We start from the raw sequence: 18,319 nt of genomic DNA, 5'->3' as shown, positions 1-18,319 counted from the left end.
CACTACCTTTATTATAAAGTGAATTTTCTGCATTTTATATAGAGTAAGCTAGAATGTTTTCAATTTGTTATTTATACAAATCTATTTATATTTTTCAACACATAATTCGCTGCCTTGAAAAATACAGAATGCCATCGCAACCACACCCTCACTTTGTTTTAGCTTGGCATGGGGCAGGAAAAGGGGCTGATCGATTCTATATATGACCAGATGCTCTCTTCCGCCTAAAAAGAAAAGCTTTATGCCCTTTTTTAAGTTATCCCAATTCTTTAAACACGAGCGATATTTGCTTGCTCATAACAAGCTTGCAATGATTCTTCAATTATTGTTAAACCTTCCTCAAGTTGCTCATCTGTAATCACTAATGGCATTAAAACACGAATAACATTTCCATATGTTCCTGCTGATAGTAGAAGTAATCCATGCTTATTTGCTTCTGCACATAAATTAGACGCTAGTGTTTTATCAGGCGCTTTCGTCTTGCGATCTTGAACGAGCTCGAATGCACACATTGCCCCTAAGCCGCGCACATCACCGATGCAATTATATTTGTTTTTCATCTCTTGGAATCGGTTCATTACGACTTTCCCTACTTCTATCGCTCTATCATTTAATTTCTCTTTTTCTATTACATCAAGCACAGCTAATGCAGCCGCACATCCTAGTGGGCTTCCTGCATATGTTCCGCCCAGTTCTCCCGGTGCAGACTCATTCATAATTTCTTTACGCCCAATGACACCACTTATCGGTACACCAGCACCTAATGATTTAGATACCGTAATTAAGTCTGGAACGACATCATAATGATCAATTGCAAAGTATTTTCCGGTACGACTAAAGCCTGTTTGAATTTCATCAGCTACAAATAAAATACCGTGCTCTGAACAAATGCTGCGTACTTCTTGAACGAATTTCTTACTTGGAACGATAAATCCGCCTTCCCCTTGAACAGGTTCCATTACAACTGCTGCAATTGTTTCTGGTGCTACTTCTGATATGAAGAAGTTCTTAAACTCTTCAATGATAAAATCATCATACTGCTCTTCTGTTAAACCTTCTGGGCGACGGTATTCATATGGGAATGGTGCTTTATATACTTCTGGAGCAAATGGGCCAAATCCAAATTTATATGGTTTTACTTTACTTGTCATCGTCATTGTCATTAATGTACGCCCATGAAATCCTTTAGAAAATGCGATAATTCCAGGTCTCTTCGTATATTTACGAGCAATCTTCACTGCATTTTCAACCGCTTCTGCCCCACTATTTAAAAACAGCACTTGTTTATCGAAATTACCTGGCGCTAATGCGGCCAGCTTTTCTGCCAATTCAATATACGGCTCATACATCATCACATTAAATCCAGTATGAATATATTGATCTACTTGTTTATGAAGCGCTTCTTTAACAGCTGGATGACAGTGTCCTACATTAATTGTCCCAATTGCTCCTGCGAAATCAATGTACTGATTTCCATCCACATCTGTTACGAGTGCACCATTTGCAGACTGTACAAATGTTGGAATACCATTACTTACTCCTTTTGGTACTATATTTTGGCGGCGTTCTAATAAAGACGCTGCTTTCGGTCCTGGAATTTGTTCATTTACTTTAGCAAATTTTTTTGTGTTCACTGTGTACCCCATCCTTTTCTATACAATGTTTTCTCTTTATATTGCAAGATGTATGCCAACTTCCTCTTTCTAGTATTCATCCCATTCTCTTACTATCTCGGCATAAAAAATAAGTCTATAAAGACTCATATAGAGTCCTTATAGACTTATTCATTTATACATTAGACTTTCCTTGTTCCCAAATAAACTCACCTGAATGAGAAATTAAATCTTCAACAGATTGTAATACTAAATCTGCAAGTGGTTCTAGCGTTTGACGATCACCCGTACCAGATAGTACGCCAATCGCATAACAGTCGCCACCATTTTTCGCTAAATATAAATCCGTCGGTGTATCCCCGATGACTGCTACTTCACATGTCTCTAAATTAAATCTCTCACAAAACGATTCTACAATTTTTTTATCTGGCTTCTGTGCTGGAAACGTATCTGAAGCTACAACATAATCAAAAAAAGACTCTAATTGATACTGTTTTAAAAATAATTCTGTCGGTGCGAAATCATCAGCTGTAACAACACCTAAAATAAATCCTTTATCCTTTAAACCTTGTAAAATTCTCGGTAAATCCGCAGTCATTTTCATATAGGAACGATGCTCGTACATAAGAGCAAACAACTTTTCACTCACCCATTGATGCATCTCTTCTTCTCTAGATGATGCAATATACTTACAAAGCCCCTTGGCCACATCAAGACTCGTTCCAGCAGCGAGCGCACTACGCGGATGAACAAATGCTCCATCTACGCCAATCTCTTTTAATAAAGCCTGCTGCATTGATTCTGGTAATTGATATAAATTTATACATTCTGCAACAAGCTCTTCAGCTACTTTTATCCAAATTGAATGAAAATCCATTAATGTCCCATCTTTATCAAATAATATTGCTTTTACCTTCTCCATAGCACCCTACCTCTCATTTCTTATCTCTTCCAGTGTATCAATAAAATATGGATATAAAATAAACGGATTGTAAAAATACCATAAAAATCAAACTAACTTACAATTTACAATTCATCTGCACATAGAGAAACTTTAATCAGTGGGGGAATCTTATTGCTCGCAAATAGTGAGGTGAAAGCAAAAAAAAGATGCCTTTACAGGGCATCCTCTTGATGTTCAGGAACAAATAGTTCCAGACAATGATATATATTTTCAAATTCCATTGGTGCATCTCCGCCATATTCACCATCTAAGTTGATCATTAATTTATCAGGTGAATGCACTTTAATACGATTCGCTTGTGTATATAGCACTTTCGGATTGTTAATATGTTCCCCACGCTGTGCTTGTGTTGCTGCTTTAATTAAATCAGCGATAGAACCTTTTTTCAGTACTAATAAATCAAATAATCCATCGTTAATAGATGCATATGGTGCTACTTTTTCGAATCCACCAACTGAACGAGTATTCGTAATTAAAAACATCGTAATTTCTTCTTGTAGCAACTTCCCATCATACTCAATTTCAACATATGTTGGATGTAATGATGGTAACATTTCGATTCCTTTTAAATAGTAAGCAAGTTGGCCTAATACCGTTTTTAGCTTGCTTGGTACTTCATATGTTAATTCTGTAATACGGCCACCACCAGCGATATTAATGAAATATGTATCATTTGCTCTACCAAGATCTAACGGTACCGTTGTTCCTTCACAAATAATATCCGCAGCCTCTTCAATAACACGAGGTACACCGATCGCACGCGCAAAATCATTTGTCGTTCCAACTGGAATAATTCCAAACTTTGGACGATGCTCATGTCCTACTAAACCGTTCACTACTTCATTTAACGTACCATCACCACCAGCTGCGATAACAACATCAAACTTACGATCCGCAGCTTGCCTCGCTGCCACAGTCGCATCTCCAGGACCAGTTGTCGCATGACAAGACGCTTCATATCCAGCTTGTTCTAATTTTTGTAATACTTCTGGTAAGCTCTTCTTAAATAGCTCGCGCCCAGAAGTAGGATTATAAATAATTCTTGCTCGCTTCATCATTTATTAGCACAGGAAATTCCTTATTCATTGAAAAACGAATACACCGAACCCTTATTCAGTATCCCTATGCTTACCTCCTCTCATCTTCCTATCCTTCTTTAATTCCGCTCAAACAGGCAGTAAGAACCCGATTCGTGTAGCTCATCAAAAGTAACTATTCACTCCTGATAGTTTTGCTTTATTTAACCAAGAAATTTATCCCGCTATTTGCAGGCAGTAAAACTCCCACTGATTAAAGTTTCACTTTATGTCTATCCATTCTCTCACATCAATTTACATATAATGAATAATAATTATCTATTATTTCATGAGATGAAAAACTCTCTATGTCTAGATTTATCATTATTCCCACCTTTTTGCAACTATCATACCATAGTTGCTATACAAACATTTTTTCACTTTTGACAGTTAATCAAACGTTTGTTTAAATTATTTTTCACCATTTAAACAAACGTTTGATTAACTCAGAAAAAACACCCAAATACGGGTGTTTTTTCTGTTTAATCTTTAAGAATCTATACTATTTTAGCGTTCAAAAATAAGAATTCTTCTCTTTTTTTAGCGCTTATTAATCTCTTCAAGTAAGATTTTATTAACAAGCGGTGGATTTGCTTGTCCTTTTGTAGCTTTCATAATTTGACCAACTAAGAAGCCAATTGCACGGTCTTTACCGTTTTTAAAGTCTTCAATAGATTGCTCATTATTATCAAGAATTTCTGTTACAACCTTACGAAGTGTTCCTTCGTCAGAAATTTGAACCAGACCTTTCGCTTTAACGATTTCTTCTGGGTCTCCACCTTTTTCAATTAATTCATTAAATACTTTCTTCGCGATTTTAGAAGAAATTGTACCTTTTTCAATTAATTGAACCATTTTAGCTAAGCCAGCTGGCGTTAATGCAACGTCTTTTAATTCTTTTTGTTGTTTGTTTAAGTATGCAAGTACTTCACCCATTAACCAGTTTGATGTTAATTTCGCATCAGCACCGTCTGCAACTGTTGCTTCAAAGAAATCAGACATCTCTTTCGTTAATGTCAATACATGCGCATCATAAGCTGGTAAGCCAACTTCTTCAACATAGCGAGCTTTACGTGCATCTGGAAGTTCTGGAATAGAAGCACGAATTTCTTCTTTCCACTCATCGTCGATGTAAAGTTCAACTAAGTCTGGCTCTGGGAAGTAACGGTAATCGTCAGATCCTTCTTTTATACGCATTAAGATTGTTTTCTTCGTTGCTTCGTCATAACGACGTGTTTCTTGTTGGATGATACCACCAGATAATAATTCTTTTTCTTGGCGCACTTGCTCATGCTCAAGACCTTTTTGCACGTAAGTGAAAGAGTTTAAGTTTTTCAGTTCTGCTTTTGTACCGAACTTCTCTTGTCCAACTGGACGAAGTGAAATATTCGCATCACAACGAAGAGAACCTTCTTCCATCTTACAATCAGATACACCTGTATATTGAATGATTGATTTTAACTTCTCTAAGTACGCATATGCTTCTTCTGGAGTACGCATATCTGGCTCAGATACGATCTCGATTAAAGGCATCCCTTGACGGTTGTAGTCTACTAATGAACCGTCAGCTGCATGCGTTGATTTACCAGCATCTTCTTCTAAATGAAGACGTGTAATACCGATACGTTTCTTTTTACCGTCTACTTCGATTTCAATCCAACCATTTTCACCAATTGGCTTATCAAATTGAGAGATTTGGTAAGCTTTCGGATTATCTGGGTAGAAATAGTTTTTACGGTCGAACTTCGTTTCCGTTGCGATTTCACAGTTTAATGCCATTGCGGCTTTCATTGCAAAGTTAACTGCTTCCTTATTTAAAGTAGGAAGTACCCCTGGGTATCCTAAGTCAATTACACTTGTTTGTGTATTTGGCTCCGCTCCGAATTCTGTTGGACTCGCAGAGAAAATTTTCGAATTTGTTTTTAACTCAACGTGAACCTCTAAACCAATAATTGTTTCTAAATTCATCTATGCTCGCCTCCTTACAGACTTGCTTTTTTTGTATGATAGTCTGTTGCTTGCTCAAACGCATGTGCAACGCGGTAAATCGTCGTTTCATCGAAGTGTTTACCAATGATTTGTAGACCAAGTGGCATGTTGTTAGCACCGAATCCACATGGAACAGAAATCGCTGGAACACCCGCTAAGTTTACTGGAATTGTTAAAATGTCATTTGCATACATTGTCATTGGATCGTCCACTTTTTCGCCCACTTTAAATGCTGGAGTTGGCGTTGTTGGTCCAATAATAACATCGTAGTTAGCAAATACATTTTCAAAGTCATTTTTAATTAATGTACGTACTTGTTGTGCTTTTTTGTAATATGCATCATAGTAACCAGAGCTAAGAGCAAATGTACCAAGCATAATACGACGTTTTACTTCATCACCGAAACCTTCGCTACGTGTGTTTTTGTAAAGATCTAATAAGTTATTTACATTATCAGAACGAACACCGTAACGTACGCCATCAAAGCGTGAAAGGTTCGCAGATGCTTCAGAAGAAGATAATAAGTAATACGTTGCTAGAGCGTATTTAGAGTGCGGAAGAGATACTTCCTCCCAAGTTGCGCCCATACCTTCTAATACTTTTAAAGCAGCTAGTACTGACTCACGAGCTTCTTCGCCAACACCTTCGCCTAAGTATTCTTTCGGTACAGCAATACGTAAACCTTTAACATCACCTGTTAAACCAGCTAAGTAGTTTCCTACTTCAACGTTTGCAGAAGTTGCATCCATACGGTCAATACCTGAAATAGCTTGTAATAAGTATGCATTGTCTTCTACTGTACGTGTAATCGGTCCGATTTGGTCAAGTGAAGATGCGAATGCTACTAATCCGTAACGAGATACGCGTCCGTAAGTTGGTTTTAAACCTACAACGCCACAATATGCAGCTGGCTGACGGATAGAACCACCCGTATCAGAACCTAGAGAGAATAATACTTCTCCTGCTGCTACTGCTGCTGCAGAACCACCACTAGATCCGCCTGGAACGTAATCTAAGTTCCATGGATTTTTTGTAGCGTAGAAGCCTGAGTTTTCATTTGAAGAACCCATTGCGAACTCGTCCATATTTAATTTACCGATTGTAACTGTGTCAGCAGCTTTTAGCTTTTGTACAACTGTCGCATCGTAAATTGGATCGAAGTTTGCTAATATTTTGCTCGCACAAGTTGTACGAAGACCGTTAGTTACAATGTTATCTTTTACACCAATTGGCATACCGAATAATAAACCATTATCCTCAGCACCAATCTTTGCATCTAATTCTTTCGCTTTCGCGCGTGCATTTTCTTCATCTAATGTAAGAAAAGCTTTTACGTTATCTTCAACATCCGAAATACGTTTGTAAGATTCTTCTACTAAATCCGTAACGGAAATTTCTTTGTTGTTTAACTTCTTATGTAACTCTGATACAGAATGATCAAATAATGACATCGAAATTCCCTCCTCTATTCTAATACTGCTGGAACACGGATTTGATTATCTTTGTGATCCGGTGCATTTTTTAATACTTCTTCTACTGGTAAACCTTTTTCTGGCACATCTTCACGCATAACATTTTTCATAGTTAATACATGAGTTGTTGGTTTTACATCAGTTGTATCTAATTCATTTAACTGTTCTGCAAATGTAACAATTGCATCTAGTTGTTTTTGAAATTTTTCTGCTTCTTGATCAGTAATTGCAAGACGTGCTAAATGTGCTACGTGCTTTACATTCTCAACGGAAATTCTTGACACGGCTAGGCCACCTCCATAATATATCGTTCAATCTACAATACTATTGATGATACCAAATTTTCAGTACTTCAAGCAAGTCAACACACGGCACTTACGGCATTTTTACATAAAAAAAGAAAGGCAAGTGCCTTTCTTTACAATTTACTCTTTATCTAACGATTTATTTTTCGGAAATCTTTCATTATCTTCCTCATTATCACGAATTGTTTTTTGTAATACAAAACAAGACATCGTTAAAAATAATGTTCCGATTAAATAGTACCCTTTTACACTAAGCGTTTCATCTAACGTGTAAATCCCAATTAGCATTCCTGAAAGCGCACAAACAAATGAAGTCCATGCTAAAAACGTGAACGCTTGCGTATTTCGTCTTCTCATCGTTCTCCCCCTCGTTAGCTGTACACCTATTATAGATAAATATATTTATCACAATGGTTTTTTATGTAAAATCATTTTTCTATTTATTAATCTATCACAAAAAATTTCTATTTTGAAGATAATTTTCTTTCTAATCTGAAAAAACAGTTAAAAACATTGACATTTATTTCAATTCCACATAAAATAAAAACAAATATTACGAACCTCGAAATATACGGGAGTGGAAATAATTGTTACAATATGAACATTTTTTAGACTTACTGCTAGATAACGCCAAGAAACTTTTCTATCCTGAAGAATGGGTAAGTCTTGATTTAACACTTTCCAAGACAGAAGTATTTTGTTTACTTTGGATGGAGCGAAATACGGATATTACAATGACAAAAATTGCTGATCTTCTTGATATACCGATGAGTACAACAACGGGCGTTGTAAATCGCCTTGTAAAAAAGGGATATATTGAACGCTACCGGAATGAAAGCGATCGACGCATTGTATTAATTCGTTTAACAGAAAACGGCGTAATGCTCGTTCAAGAAGTAAAACAAAATGCGGCCCATTACTTTAGCCTAGTGACAGATGCATTGTCAGAAGAAGAAAAAGCATTCTTACTACAAATATTCCAAAAGATCATGAATCACATTGCTACGTCACAGCAAAAAACAGAAGAAAAGGTTTCTACACCTAAAATGAAAAACATTCCGATTGAATAAGACCCTAGTTGGGTTTTTATTCAATTAAATATTTCGACACTCGTAATATTCGACATTCGAAACAAAGGGGATATTAATGATGAGAATTATTCTGTATACAGGTAAAGGCGGCGTTGGAAAAACTAGCATTTCAGCAGCAACAGCAATCCAAAGTGCAAAACAAGGATTAAAAACATTAGTAATGAGTACAGATCCTGCTCATAGTTTAGGGGATTCATTTGGCATAAAACTATCTTCTGAGCCACTAGAAATTCGCGAAAACTTGTGGGCACAAGAAATTAACACTATTTATGAAATGGAAAAAGGCTGGGGGAAATTGCAGAAATATATTACACTACTCTTCACTTCCAAAGCAGCTGATGATATTACAACAGAAGAATTAACGATGTTCCCTGGTATGGAAGATTTAATTAGCTTACTTCGAGTACTCGATTACTATAAACACAACACTTACGACGTCATCATTATTGATTGCGCACCGACTGGAGAAACTTTAGCAATGCTTAGCTTTCCAGACATGCTCGGCTGGTGGATGGAAAAACTCTTTCCTATTAAAAGGAAGATTTTAAAAGTTGTTCGTCCTGTAGCTCAACCACTTCTTGGTGTCCCCCTTCCAACTGATGATATTATGGACGAATTAACGAATACGCTTGAACAACTTGGAGAAATGAGAGATATTTTATCAAACCGAGAAGTAACGAGTATTCGCGTTGTTGTAAATCCTGAAAAAATGGTCATTAAAGAAGCTCAGCGTAGTTTTACTTATTTAAACTTATACGATTATAACGTAGATGCCATTATGATTAACCGCGTCATCCCTAACACTGTTACCGACCCTTACTTTCAGGCATGGAAAGATACACAAAAGAAATATAAGGCGTTAATTAAAGATAGTTTTCAGCCACTTCCTATTTACGAAGCTCCCATGTTTGAACAAGAAGTTGTTGGTTTACCTATGTTAGAGCGTGTAGGAAATGCTTTATTTAAATCAGACCCCTCTCCTACTGAAGTGAAATTTAATGGCCGCACACAATATGTAAAAAAAGATGGCGATGAGTATATTTTCGTTCTGTCCATTCCCTTCTCAAACAAAAGTGAACTTTCATTAAATCAAAAAGGTGATGAACTTATTATTCGAGCCGGCTCTATGAAGCGAAATATCACCTTACCAAAAACATTAACACACCTTTCTATTCAAGGCGCTAAGTTTGAAGATGATGTACTAAACATTCGGTTTGGAGGTGTAGTACATGCATGATGAATTACTAAGAAAGGTAATTCGTACAAAAATAAAAATCGGTATGCGTATATTAGAAGAGCTACCGAATCCGATTCAGCAATCAGCTAAGCACGCACTAAATATTTTGCAAGAGGAGCTCTCCTCTTATGCTGAAGAACAACCGCAACCTGAGAGTAATTTAAAAAGCATCATAATTGAATAACTATACCCTTGTAGAAAGCCTTTTCTTATAGGCTTTCTATCCCTTTATTGGAGCTGATATAAGTTGATAAAAACATCTTCAACAAGACATTTCACCACTAATACAATCTGGCTAATCCCCCTTCTATTCTTTTTTCATAACCTTGAAGAAGCTTTCCAAATGCCACAATATATCGCTAATCGATTTTCGATCCATTTTATAACTAACAAACAATTTTTCATTGCAATTTCCATATTAACAACCTTCGTCTTACTCATAGTCATTCTATATCAATTAAGCATCATATCTTCTATTTATTTGATCATTTTTATACAGGGCTGTATCTTCTTTAACGCCGTTCAGCATATTATCTTGTATTTCATTTATCGTTCTTATAATCCAGGAGTAATCTCAGCATCTATCATTATCCTATTTTCTCTTTTCTTATTTTCATCAAAGAAACTATTAATCCCTAAAAAGAAATTAGCAAGTACACTCATTTTTAGTTTAATCTCTTATCCAATCATAATTTGGATTTCCTTATTATTAGCCAGCTGCTTTAATTAAAAAAAGACCAGGAAAACTCCTGGTCCATCACTCTACTTAACAAACATTGGATTCTATGTTATACAAAATTAGAAGGTACAGAATTAGGGTTTTGTTTGTTAAGTAGATTATATGTTGAACGAGCTAACAGCGGAGGGATTCCTACTGTTAGTCGTTAAACTCAATAATTATTTTACGATTTTTTCAAGCTCATCAAGTGAAAGATCTACTGAAATTGAACCATCATTTGTTTCTTTCTTAATTGCATCTGTTACTTCTTTTGAATGGTATAACTCAATTACTTTTTTCAGTGTTGGATCATTTTTATCTTTCGTACGAGCTGCGAAAATATTAATATAAGCCTTTGCATTTTCATTATTTGGATCTTCTAAGAAAATTGGATCCTTCGCTGGGTCTAGTCCAGCTTGACCAGCAACACCGTTATTAATAACTGAAGCCGCTACATCTTTTAACACACGAGGTGTTTGCTGTGCGATAACCGGTGTAACTTTTAGCTTCTTCGGATTTTCAGCGATACCGCTTGGATCCCCAAATAGACCAAAATCTTTCTTAAGCTTTAATAAGCCAGCTGCATCAAGAAGTTTTAATGCACGTGCTTGGTTCGTTGGATCATTCGGAATAGCAATTTCCGAACCATCTGGGATTTCATTTGCTTTCTTATATTTTTCAGAGTATAAGCCCATCGGTGCAATTTGCGTTGTACCAACAGCTGTAATATCTAACTTATGCTCCTTTTTAAATTGCTCTAAGAAAGCAATGTGCTGGAATGAGTTTAGTTCAATATCTCCATCAGCTAACGCTTTGTTGGGTGTTGTGTAATCAGAGAACTCAACCAGTTTAATTTTAATCCCTTCTTTTTCAGCTTTTTTCTTTAAAATTTCCCAAACGTCTCCATCTGTTCCAGTTACACCGACGCGAACTACTTTCTCTTTCGCTCCTGCACCTGTGTCTCCACCTGAGCAGCCGCTTAATGCTGTAATTCCTACGATCGCTGATAATGCAAATGCTAAAATTTTCTTCATTTTCTTTTCCCCTCTTCCTTTTTATGATCTGCGTAAAAAGACTTTCGCAAAGTAGTTCCCTAAATTTTGAGCCACCTGTACAAGAATAATAAGTAAAACGACCGTTACAAACATAACTGACGTATCAAAGCGTTGATAACCATATGTCATTGCTAAGTCACCAAGACCGCCACCACCGACAAGTCCTGCGACTGCAGAAAATTCAATTAAACCGACCGTCATAAACGTGACACCTAGGATCAATGGTGCTAAAGCTTCTGGTACGAGGATTTCAAAAACAATTCTAAGTGGTGAAGCGCCCATTGCTTGTGCTGCTTCAATTACTCCTTTCGGAACAGAAACAAGATTGGTTTCAACCATTCTAGCAATACCAATTGATGCAACTAACGTCATTGGGAAGATTGCTGCAGCCGTTCCAATCGTCGTTCCAATAACACTTCTTGTTAGTGGGCTTAAAGCTACTAAAAAGATAATGAATGGAACCGGACGAATTGTATTAATTATGATATTAAGAATAGAAAAGACCCATTTATTTTCTAAAAAATTCCCTTTTCTCGTTACATACAATAGTAAACCTAGAGGTATACCAAGAATTATAGCGAATATAAGGGTTACAATTACCATTAAGAGGGTATCCCCCGTCGCATCTAATATGCGAGGCCAAAATATACTCCAATCAACTCGCATGAGCTTCTACCTCCTTCAGCTGCACTTGCAGTCTTAGATGTTGTAATGCTTTTTGAATTTCTTTCTGTTCACCTTGTAGTTCTACAAGAAGATTTCCAAATAGCACATTTTGGAGTTCAATAATATTTCCATAAAGAACATTTACATCGACGTTATAGTTTTTCGCAATATATGATAGTACAGGCTGTCCTGTCTCTTCCCCAGTAAAAGTCAGGCGATAAATCTGACCTCCGTTTTGAATTTTCGCTAGAACACTTTCTGGTAAGTGATCATTAATAACAGAGCGTACAAAATTTTGAGTGGTCTTTGTTTTTGGTTGTGTGAAAACGTCAAACAGTTTTCCTTCCTCAATTACTTTTCCTTTTTCCATAACGGCTACACGGTGACAAATTTCTTTCACAACGTGCATTTCATGTGTAATAAGTAGAATCGTTAAATTGTACTCTCTATTTACTTTCTTTAATAAATTTAAGATTTCTGTTGTTGTTTCCGGATCTAAAGCTGATGTTGCCTCATCACATATGAGAATATCAGGTGATGTCGCAAGTGCTCTTGCAATCCCAACACGCTGCTTTTGTCCACCTGATAACTGTTCTGGATAATAGTTCGCTTTATCTTCTAAACCAACAAATTTTAGTAGTTCATTCACTCTTTCTTTTATCTCATTCTTCGGCAATTTCGCTAACCTTAATGGATAAGCAATGTTCCCAAACACCGTTCTTGAATTAAATAGATTGAAACTTTGGAAAATCATCCCAATTCTTTGTCTTAGTTTCCGTAATTCTTTCGCCGATAATGATGTAATATCTTTATCATCTATTGAAATTGTTCCTGCAGTTGGTCTTTCTAACATATTTACTAAACGTAATAACGTACTCTTTCCAGCACCACTAAATCCGATAATGCCAAAAATTTCGCCCTTTTCAACTGACAGCGTTACATCCTCAACCGCATGAACAGATTGCCCACCTGATTCATATACTTTACTTACATTGTTAAAAGAAATCATTTTCTTCCCTCCTATATGCTGTAAAAACTTGAAGTAGAGCTTTCGAGGTAAAATAAAAAGTGCTCTCCTTCTTATCAGTAATAAAAGATAAGAAGGAGAGCACTTCTATATGTACTCATTCACATCTTCTCATCTTCCAAGCCTTTATAGGCTTGCTGGAGTTAGCACGGTATTAAAAAACCCGTTGCTGAGGTATCGTAGGGCCAGTCCCTCCACCTCTCTGGATAAGAGTGTATCGATTTAATTGTCGTTTAATTAAGTCTTATTATAGAACTCAGAATAATGAGAGTCAATACATTTTTCGGAAAAATATTAATTATTTCTCTATTTGAATTTTAAAATAAGAAGTAACAATACAATAGTGATTTTTAAAGTTATGTAAAATCCTTCTCACTCATACTTTTAAAAAGGAGAATCTTCTCTATTCATTGAATAACATTATTTGAATATGAAATCGGAGGAAGATAGATATATGAAAACAGCTCTTTTGCTCGTCGACATTCAAAATGATTATTTTCCAAGCGGAATGATGGAATTACGTAATCCAGTAGAAGCAAGTGAATATGCTAGTCAGCTACTACAACATTTTAGAATAAGAAACGAACCTATTTTTCATATCCAACATGTAGCTATAAAAGATAGCGCTACTTTTTTCCTACCCAATACAGAAGGTGTCCATATTCACGAAAATGTCCGTCCACTTAGAGAGGAAACCGTTATCCTTAAACATTATCCAAATAGCTTCCGAGAAACTGATCTTCTAGAACAATTACAACGTTCAGGAATTGAGCATGTCGTAATATGCGGGATGATGACCCATATGTGTATTGATGCTACAGTAAGAGCTGCTTTTGATTTTGGCCTTCACTGTACCGTAATACACGATGCTTGTGCTACAAAAGATCTTTCATTTAAGAATGTTACTATACCAGCTGTTTATATTCATAATACAATTTTGGCGAGTTTAAATGGAGTATACGCAAATATAATGAGTACAGAAGAATTTTTAGCGACCTAAAAAAGCACTCCTTTCAGTTAGCAAAGCCGAAAGGAGTGTTCTCTTGTCTAACCATAGATTTTCTTTCAAATTGTATTATACAGGAAATCCTCAAAATGAATACTAAAAAATATGACTAATAAGTCAATTTTTCTCGCTGTTTTGTTTCTATTTTCATGTTTATCCCGATATTAATAGGGTTTAACTAATTCAAAAGAACAAATAGTAATATTTGGAAACCTTTTCTTGATTGAAATTAACTAGCTTCTATAAAATCGATTGCTTCTGCTATAGAGAGTTTCTCAAAAAGAAAAGATCTTCACAGTCTGTGAAGATCTTTTCTACTATTTCTTATAAAGTTTCAGAAGTAGTTTTTGCTTGCATGTGAAGCGCTAAGTAATCAGGGCCACCAGCTTTAGAGTCTGTACCAGACATGTTAAAGCCACCGAATGGTTGGTAACCTACGATTGCACCAGTACATCCACGGTTGAAGTATAAGTTACCAACGTGGAAGTCTTCACGTGCTTTTTCAATATGGTCACGGTTGTTAGTAACAACTGCTCCTGTTAAACCGTATTCTGTATTGTTTGCAATTGCAAGTGCATGATCAAAGTCTTTTGCTTTACAGAATGCTACTACTGGTCCGAAGATTTCTTCTTTCATTAAGCGAGCATCTTCTGCAACGTCAGCAACGATTGTTGGTTGGATGAACCAGCCTTTAGAATCGTCTCCTTCGCCACCTGATACGATTTTACCTTCTTCTTTACCAATTGCAACATAGCTCATTACTTTATCGAATGCAGCTTGGTCATTAACAGGTCCCATGTTAATATCTTTTGCATCTGGGTTACCTACTGTTAATTCTTTTGTTAATTCAACAGCACGATTTAATACATGATCGTATACATCTTCATGGATTACTGCACGAGAACATGCAGAACATTTTTGTCCTGAGAATCCGAATGCTGATGCAACGATAGATTTAGCTGCTAATTCAAGATCTGCCTCTTTATCAACAACGATTGTATCTTTACCGCCCATTTCAGCGATAACACGTTTTAACCAAATTTGTCCTGGGTTTACTTTTGCTGCACGTTCGTAAATACGAATACCTACATCGCGAGATCCAGTGAAGCTAACGAAACGTGTACGAGGGTGATCTACTAAATAGTCACCAACTTCAGAACCATTACCTGGAACGAAGTTTACTACGCCAGCTGGTAAACCAGCTTCTTCTAATACTTCCATAAATTTCGCTGCTACTACAGGAGTTGTACTAGCTGGTTTTAGTAATACTGTGTTACCAGAAACTACAGCAGCTGTTGTCATACCTGCCATAATTGCGAATGGGAAATTCCAAGGAGAAATGATAACACCTACTCCTAATGGAATGTAAGAGAAACGATTATATTCAATTGGACGGCTTTCTACTGGAATACCGTCTTTTAATTTCAACATTTGACGAGCATAATATTCCATAAAGTCGATTGCTTCTGCTGTATCAGCATCTGCCTCATTCCATGGTTTACCTGCTTCTTTTACAAGAATAGCAGAGAACTCATGTTTTCTACGACGAACGATTGCTGCAGCACGGAATAAAATATCTGCACGCATTTCTGGTTTTGACTTTCTCCAAGTTTGGAATGTTGCATCCGCTACTTGCATTGCTTTTTCAGCTAATTCACGGCTTGCTTTTGAAACACGACCAACAAGTTCCTCTTTATTTGCAGGGTTTACAGAAACAATTTTGTCTTCTGTAGTGATTTTTTCTCCCCCGATAATTAATGGATAGTCTTGTCCAAGATAAGATTCTACTTTCTTTAAACCCTCTTCAAACGCTAATTTGTTAGCCTCTACTGAAAAATCTGTAAATGGCTCATGTTTGTATGCTACTACCATCTTTTTAGCCTCCCCTTAGAAAAACGTTTACATTTTACAACATTATTCTACACGATAATTTAGATTTATTCAAATATTCCTAGACTTATATTTTAAAAATTAATAAATTTTTAAAATATAATAAAAAAAAGAGATTCATACATACGTATGAATCTACAAAATATGAGTATATTCCAAAACATTTTTCCCGATTAATAAAATAGTAACTAATAAAAATAAAGTCCTTACATATCCAACACCTTTTTGAACCGCAAACTTCGATCCAAAATAAGCACCTAAAATCATTGATAATCCCATAATTATACCGTATTCAAAATGAATCACATCTAAAAATAAAAAAGTAATTAAAGATACGATATTACTAACGAAGTTCAAAAGTTTTCCAGATGCTGCCGCTTGAATAAAATCCAAGCCAATTAATAAAAATGCAAAAATTAAAAAGGATCCTGTCCCTGGTCCAAAAAATCCATCATAAAATCCTATCATTAAAATAACAAAGAAAAACATTAATGTTTTTCCTTTTGTCATCTTTTTATAGGTAGATGCACTTCCCCAATCTTTTTTCGCAATAATATAAATGGCAATAAAAACCAACATTACGAGCACTAGTGGACGCAAAATATCAGGTGGAATAAACTTTACTACTAAAGCCCCTGCGACTGCTCCAATAATAGTTAACGGGATTAACTTTCCTACAATCCGAAAATCCACCTTGCCTGATCGAATAAAATAAATTGTACTCGTAAGCGTCCCCATCGTTGCAGCTAATTTATTCGTTGCGATTGCCGAAGCTGGTGATAAACCAACAAACATAAGTGCAGGAAGCGAAATTAACCCCCCTCCTCCAACAACCGAATCAATAAAAGCAGCTAAAAACCCGAATGCAATTAATAAAATAATGACTTGAAAGCTTAGTTCTTCCATGACTTTGCCCCTTACCCCTTTATTTGTAACATTTAAAATTATAACAAAATTTTTCAAGAAAAAAAGCTGTTCCTTTATGGAACAGCTCTCATCTTTAATCTAAAATTTTCACAAACGGTTCATCTTGCTTTGCTTCACGTATAATAATTGCTTCTGGACGTTCTACAGATTTAATTGTTACTTGTACTTTCATATAATTCGGGAAGTATTCCATAACAAGTCCAGCTACATATTGTGTAAAACCAATTACTTCAGCTTTCCCATTGAATTGGACAGGAATATCGAGCTTCATTTCTTTTAATTCATCATCTCTATACATTCCAGTACCGATAACAGCTGTATAATCGCCTTGGAAATACTCGCTTAACTTCGCTTTAAAGTTTGAAACCCTCGCAAGGTCTTCACGTTTATTATCCGCTTTCGCTTGTTCAGACGGGAACAAATAATATTTCTCATTGATTGGTTTCCAATCCTCAACCGTTTCACTGCCTTTTTCTACCTTAGCATAAGAAACAAAATTCCCTGGTACAAGCGAAGACTTTGGACTTTGACGATAAATTGCAAATGTTATCGGAACATTTTTTGTCGCAGCGTCGTTTTGATGCATGAATTTCAAGATTTCTTGGGCCATTCTTTTCCCTTCAGCTAACATTTTTTCATCTGGGATTGCAGCCTCACGCGGATAACCATGCTCTTCCTCATAATATTGAACAGAATTCATCGCTAATCCAACTACAATGCCACCACGTTCAACATCGTTCTCACCTTTTTGCACGTAGTAATCATGCTCTAAAATATTTGAGATATACATTGGATGTTTTTTATTTTTCACTTCTAGTGACTCCGAACCTTCACTTAAGGCTGGATTCAGTCCGATATTCGGAAATTTAACTGCATCTTTTTTCAACTTATCCTCTAGCTCTTTTTGTTCAGCATCTGTACGCTTCCTTTTTACAAGCATTTGTATATTTTGAGCCTCTAGAACCTTTCCGCCTTTAAAGAAATAATCTTTCGTACTAAATGATTCTTTGGCAATGCGCATTAATCCTGTTTCAAATTCATCTACATCTAGACGACTATTTAAACCTTGTACAACTAAACCACGTGCCTCACCTGGATCAAATTTAACCGTTGTCTTATAATATTCATCCGAAATCGAGTATTTCGGGATAACTGCTTGTTCTTTCGCTTTCCCCGATTTCTCAACTGCTTTTTCATCTTTATTGGAACCCATACTACACCCACTTACAAGTAGGCTAAGACTTAATACCGCTAACGCTATTTTTTTCATCGTAAGTTTGCAC

At 36.1% G+C, this 18,319-nt stretch carries 18 protein-coding genes and 1 riboswitch; of the genes, 5 read left to right on the top strand and 13 right to left on the bottom strand.

The window, feature by feature from the left end; all coding sequences use genetic code 11:
* Positions 1-269: 269 nt before the first annotated feature.
* The 7 genes from gabT to MHH59_RS01840 form a co-directional block, all read right to left on the bottom strand.
* Entirely contained in the window at positions 270-1,634 is a 1,365-nt protein-coding gene (gabT, locus tag MHH59_RS01870) for a 4-aminobutyrate--2-oxoglutarate transaminase (RefSeq protein WP_002124901.1), read from the bottom strand.
* Positions 1,635-1,788: 154 nt separating this feature from the next.
* A complete protein-coding gene (locus MHH59_RS01865; RefSeq protein WP_078178030.1) occupies positions 1,789-2,535 on the bottom strand; it encodes an HAD family hydrolase in 747 nt (248 codons plus the stop codon).
* A 194-nt stretch (positions 2,536-2,729) separates the two neighbouring features.
* A complete protein-coding gene (locus MHH59_RS01860; protein ID WP_002010051.1) occupies positions 2,730-3,635 on the bottom strand; it encodes a diacylglycerol kinase in 906 nt (301 codons plus the stop codon).
* A 558-nt stretch (positions 3,636-4,193) separates the two neighbouring features.
* Positions 4,194-5,621, bottom strand: a complete 1,428-nt coding sequence (gatB, locus tag MHH59_RS01855; protein WP_002010050.1) for an Asp-tRNA(Asn)/Glu-tRNA(Gln) amidotransferase subunit GatB — start codon at positions 5,619-5,621, stop codon at positions 4,194-4,196.
* A 14-nt stretch (positions 5,622-5,635) separates the two neighbouring features.
* Complete coding sequence (gatA, locus tag MHH59_RS01850; protein ID WP_002010048.1) at positions 5,636-7,093, bottom strand: Asp-tRNA(Asn)/Glu-tRNA(Gln) amidotransferase subunit GatA; 1,458 nt, start codon at positions 7,091-7,093, stop codon at positions 5,636-5,638.
* Between the two features lie 14 nt (positions 7,094-7,107).
* The gene (gene gatC / locus MHH59_RS01845; protein WP_000086999.1) at positions 7,108-7,398 is read right to left on the bottom strand and encodes an Asp-tRNA(Asn)/Glu-tRNA(Gln) amidotransferase subunit GatC; all 291 of its coding nucleotides are present in this window, start codon (positions 7,396-7,398) and stop codon (positions 7,108-7,110) included.
* A 141-nt stretch (positions 7,399-7,539) separates the two neighbouring features.
* Positions 7,540-7,776, bottom strand: coding sequence for a YiaA/YiaB family inner membrane protein (locus MHH59_RS01840; protein ID WP_002029490.1), 237 nt, complete (start codon positions 7,774-7,776; stop codon positions 7,540-7,542).
* A gap of 230 nt (positions 7,777-8,006) precedes the next feature.
* Between MHH59_RS01840 and MHH59_RS01835 the strand changes: the two genes are divergently transcribed.
* From MHH59_RS01835 to MHH59_RS01820, 4 genes are all read left to right on the top strand, one after another.
* Positions 8,007-8,489, top strand: coding sequence for a MarR family winged helix-turn-helix transcriptional regulator (locus MHH59_RS01835; protein WP_000942491.1), 483 nt, complete (start codon positions 8,007-8,009; stop codon positions 8,487-8,489).
* Positions 8,490-8,565: 76 nt separating this feature from the next.
* Positions 8,566-9,747 carry an ArsA family ATPase gene (locus MHH59_RS01830; RefSeq protein ID WP_002124897.1) on the top strand — a complete coding sequence of 394 codons (1,182 nt, stop codon included), beginning with the start codon at positions 8,566-8,568 and terminating at the stop codon, positions 9,745-9,747.
* The gene (locus MHH59_RS01825) at positions 9,740-9,931 is read left to right on the top strand and encodes a DUF3926 domain-containing protein (protein ID WP_002091335.1); all 192 of its coding nucleotides are present in this window, start codon (positions 9,740-9,742) and stop codon (positions 9,929-9,931) included. The genes MHH59_RS01830 and MHH59_RS01825 overlap by 8 nt, the downstream gene beginning before the upstream one ends.
* A gap of 63 nt (positions 9,932-9,994) precedes the next feature.
* Positions 9,995-10,477, top strand: a complete 483-nt coding sequence (locus MHH59_RS01820) for an HXXEE domain-containing protein (protein ID WP_002091337.1) — start codon at positions 9,995-9,997, stop codon at positions 10,475-10,477.
* 167 nt (positions 10,478-10,644) lie between these two features.
* On the opposite strand, the gene MHH59_RS01815 is transcribed toward MHH59_RS01820, so the two are convergent.
* Genes MHH59_RS01815 through MHH59_RS01805 form a run of 3 tightly spaced genes read right to left on the bottom strand, consistent with a single transcriptional unit; the run spans position 10,645 to position 13,195 of the window.
* Positions 10,645-11,499 (bottom strand): MetQ/NlpA family ABC transporter substrate-binding protein, encoded by an 855-nt coding sequence (locus MHH59_RS01815; RefSeq protein ID WP_002029488.1) that lies wholly within the window; start codon positions 11,497-11,499, stop codon positions 10,645-10,647.
* Between the two features lie 21 nt (positions 11,500-11,520).
* On the bottom strand, positions 11,521-12,186 hold the full coding sequence (locus MHH59_RS01810; RefSeq protein WP_044444273.1) for a methionine ABC transporter permease: 666 nt from the start codon (positions 12,184-12,186) through the stop codon (positions 11,521-11,523).
* Positions 12,176-13,195 carry a methionine ABC transporter ATP-binding protein gene (locus MHH59_RS01805; RefSeq protein ID WP_002029486.1) on the bottom strand — a complete coding sequence of 340 codons (1,020 nt, stop codon included), beginning with the start codon at positions 13,193-13,195 and terminating at the stop codon, positions 12,176-12,178. The genes MHH59_RS01810 and MHH59_RS01805 overlap by 11 nt, the downstream gene beginning before the upstream one ends.
* Positions 13,196-13,321: 126 nt before the next feature.
* Positions 13,322-13,426: riboswitch (SAM riboswitch) on the bottom strand.
* A 241-nt stretch (positions 13,427-13,667) separates the two neighbouring features.
* On the opposite strand from MHH59_RS01805, the gene MHH59_RS01800 reads away from it, so the two are divergent.
* Positions 13,668-14,213 (top strand): cysteine hydrolase family protein, encoded by a 546-nt coding sequence (locus tag MHH59_RS01800; RefSeq protein WP_215574309.1) that lies wholly within the window; start codon positions 13,668-13,670, stop codon positions 14,211-14,213.
* A 330-nt stretch (positions 14,214-14,543) separates the two neighbouring features.
* Here MHH59_RS01800 and pruA read toward each other — a convergent pair whose 3' ends face one another.
* The 3 genes from pruA to MHH59_RS01785 all read right to left on the bottom strand — a co-directional run bounded on the left by pruA (position 14,544) and on the right by MHH59_RS01785 (position 18,306).
* Complete coding sequence (pruA, locus tag MHH59_RS01795; protein ID WP_002124887.1) at positions 14,544-16,091, bottom strand: L-glutamate gamma-semialdehyde dehydrogenase; 1,548 nt, start codon at positions 16,089-16,091, stop codon at positions 14,544-14,546.
* 153 nt (positions 16,092-16,244) lie between these two features.
* The gene (locus tag MHH59_RS01790; RefSeq protein WP_016128243.1) at positions 16,245-17,015 is read right to left on the bottom strand and encodes a TSUP family transporter; all 771 of its coding nucleotides are present in this window, start codon (positions 17,013-17,015) and stop codon (positions 16,245-16,247) included.
* Between the two features lie 94 nt (positions 17,016-17,109).
* Positions 17,110-18,306, bottom strand: coding sequence for a CamS family sex pheromone protein (locus MHH59_RS01785; protein ID WP_340850773.1), 1,197 nt, complete (start codon positions 18,304-18,306; stop codon positions 17,110-17,112).
* Positions 18,307-18,319 lie beyond the last annotated feature (13 nt).

The organism is Bacillus sp. FSL E2-0195 (assembly GCF_038003645.1).
Lineage (GTDB): Bacteria > Bacillota > Bacilli > Bacillales > Bacillaceae_G > Bacillus_A > Bacillus_A mycoides.
The sequence above is the reverse complement of the archived record's forward strand: the minus strand, read 5'-3'. Positions and strand labels throughout refer to the sequence as shown.

Excerpts from the sequence above, each read along its gene's own strand:
- MHH59_RS01865 (WP_078178030.1), bottom strand. The coding sequence starts at position 2,535 with ATGGAGAAGGTAAAAGCAATATTATTTGATAAAGATGGGACATTAATG.
- MHH59_RS01860 (WP_002010051.1), bottom strand. The coding sequence starts at position 3,635 with ATGATGAAGCGAGCAAGAATTATTTATAATCCTACTTCTGGGCGCGAG.
- gatB (WP_002010050.1), bottom strand. The coding sequence starts at position 5,621 with ATGAATTTAGAAACAATTATTGGTTTAGAGGTTCACGTTGAGTTAAAA.
- gatA (WP_002010048.1), bottom strand. The coding sequence starts at position 7,093 with ATGTCATTATTTGATCATTCTGTATCAGAGTTACATAAGAAGTTAAAC.
- MHH59_RS01840 (WP_002029490.1), bottom strand. The coding sequence starts at position 7,776 with ATGAGAAGACGAAATACGCAAGCGTTCACGTTTTTAGCATGGACTTCA.
- MHH59_RS01830 (WP_002124897.1), top strand. The coding sequence starts at position 8,566 with ATGATGAGAATTATTCTGTATACAGGTAAAGGCGGCGTTGGAAAAACT.
- MHH59_RS01825 (WP_002091335.1), top strand. The coding sequence starts at position 9,740 with ATGCATGATGAATTACTAAGAAAGGTAATTCGTACAAAAATAAAAATC.
- MHH59_RS01815 (WP_002029488.1), bottom strand. The coding sequence starts at position 11,499 with ATGAAGAAAATTTTAGCATTTGCATTATCAGCGATCGTAGGAATTACA.
- MHH59_RS01810 (WP_044444273.1), bottom strand. The coding sequence starts at position 12,186 with ATGCGAGTTGATTGGAGTATATTTTGGCCTCGCATATTAGATGCGACG.
- MHH59_RS01805 (WP_002029486.1), bottom strand. The coding sequence starts at position 13,195 with ATGATTTCTTTTAACAATGTAAGTAAAGTATATGAATCAGGTGGGCAA.
- MHH59_RS01800 (WP_215574309.1), top strand. The coding sequence starts at position 13,668 with ATGAAAACAGCTCTTTTGCTCGTCGACATTCAAAATGATTATTTTCCA.
- pruA (WP_002124887.1), bottom strand. The coding sequence starts at position 16,091 with ATGGTAGTAGCATACAAACATGAGCCATTTACAGATTTTTCAGTAGAG.
- MHH59_RS01790 (WP_016128243.1), bottom strand. The coding sequence starts at position 17,015 with ATGGAAGAACTAAGCTTTCAAGTCATTATTTTATTAATTGCATTCGGG.
- MHH59_RS01785 (WP_340850773.1), bottom strand. The coding sequence starts at position 18,306 with ATGAAAAAAATAGCGTTAGCGGTATTAAGTCTTAGCCTACTTGTAAGT.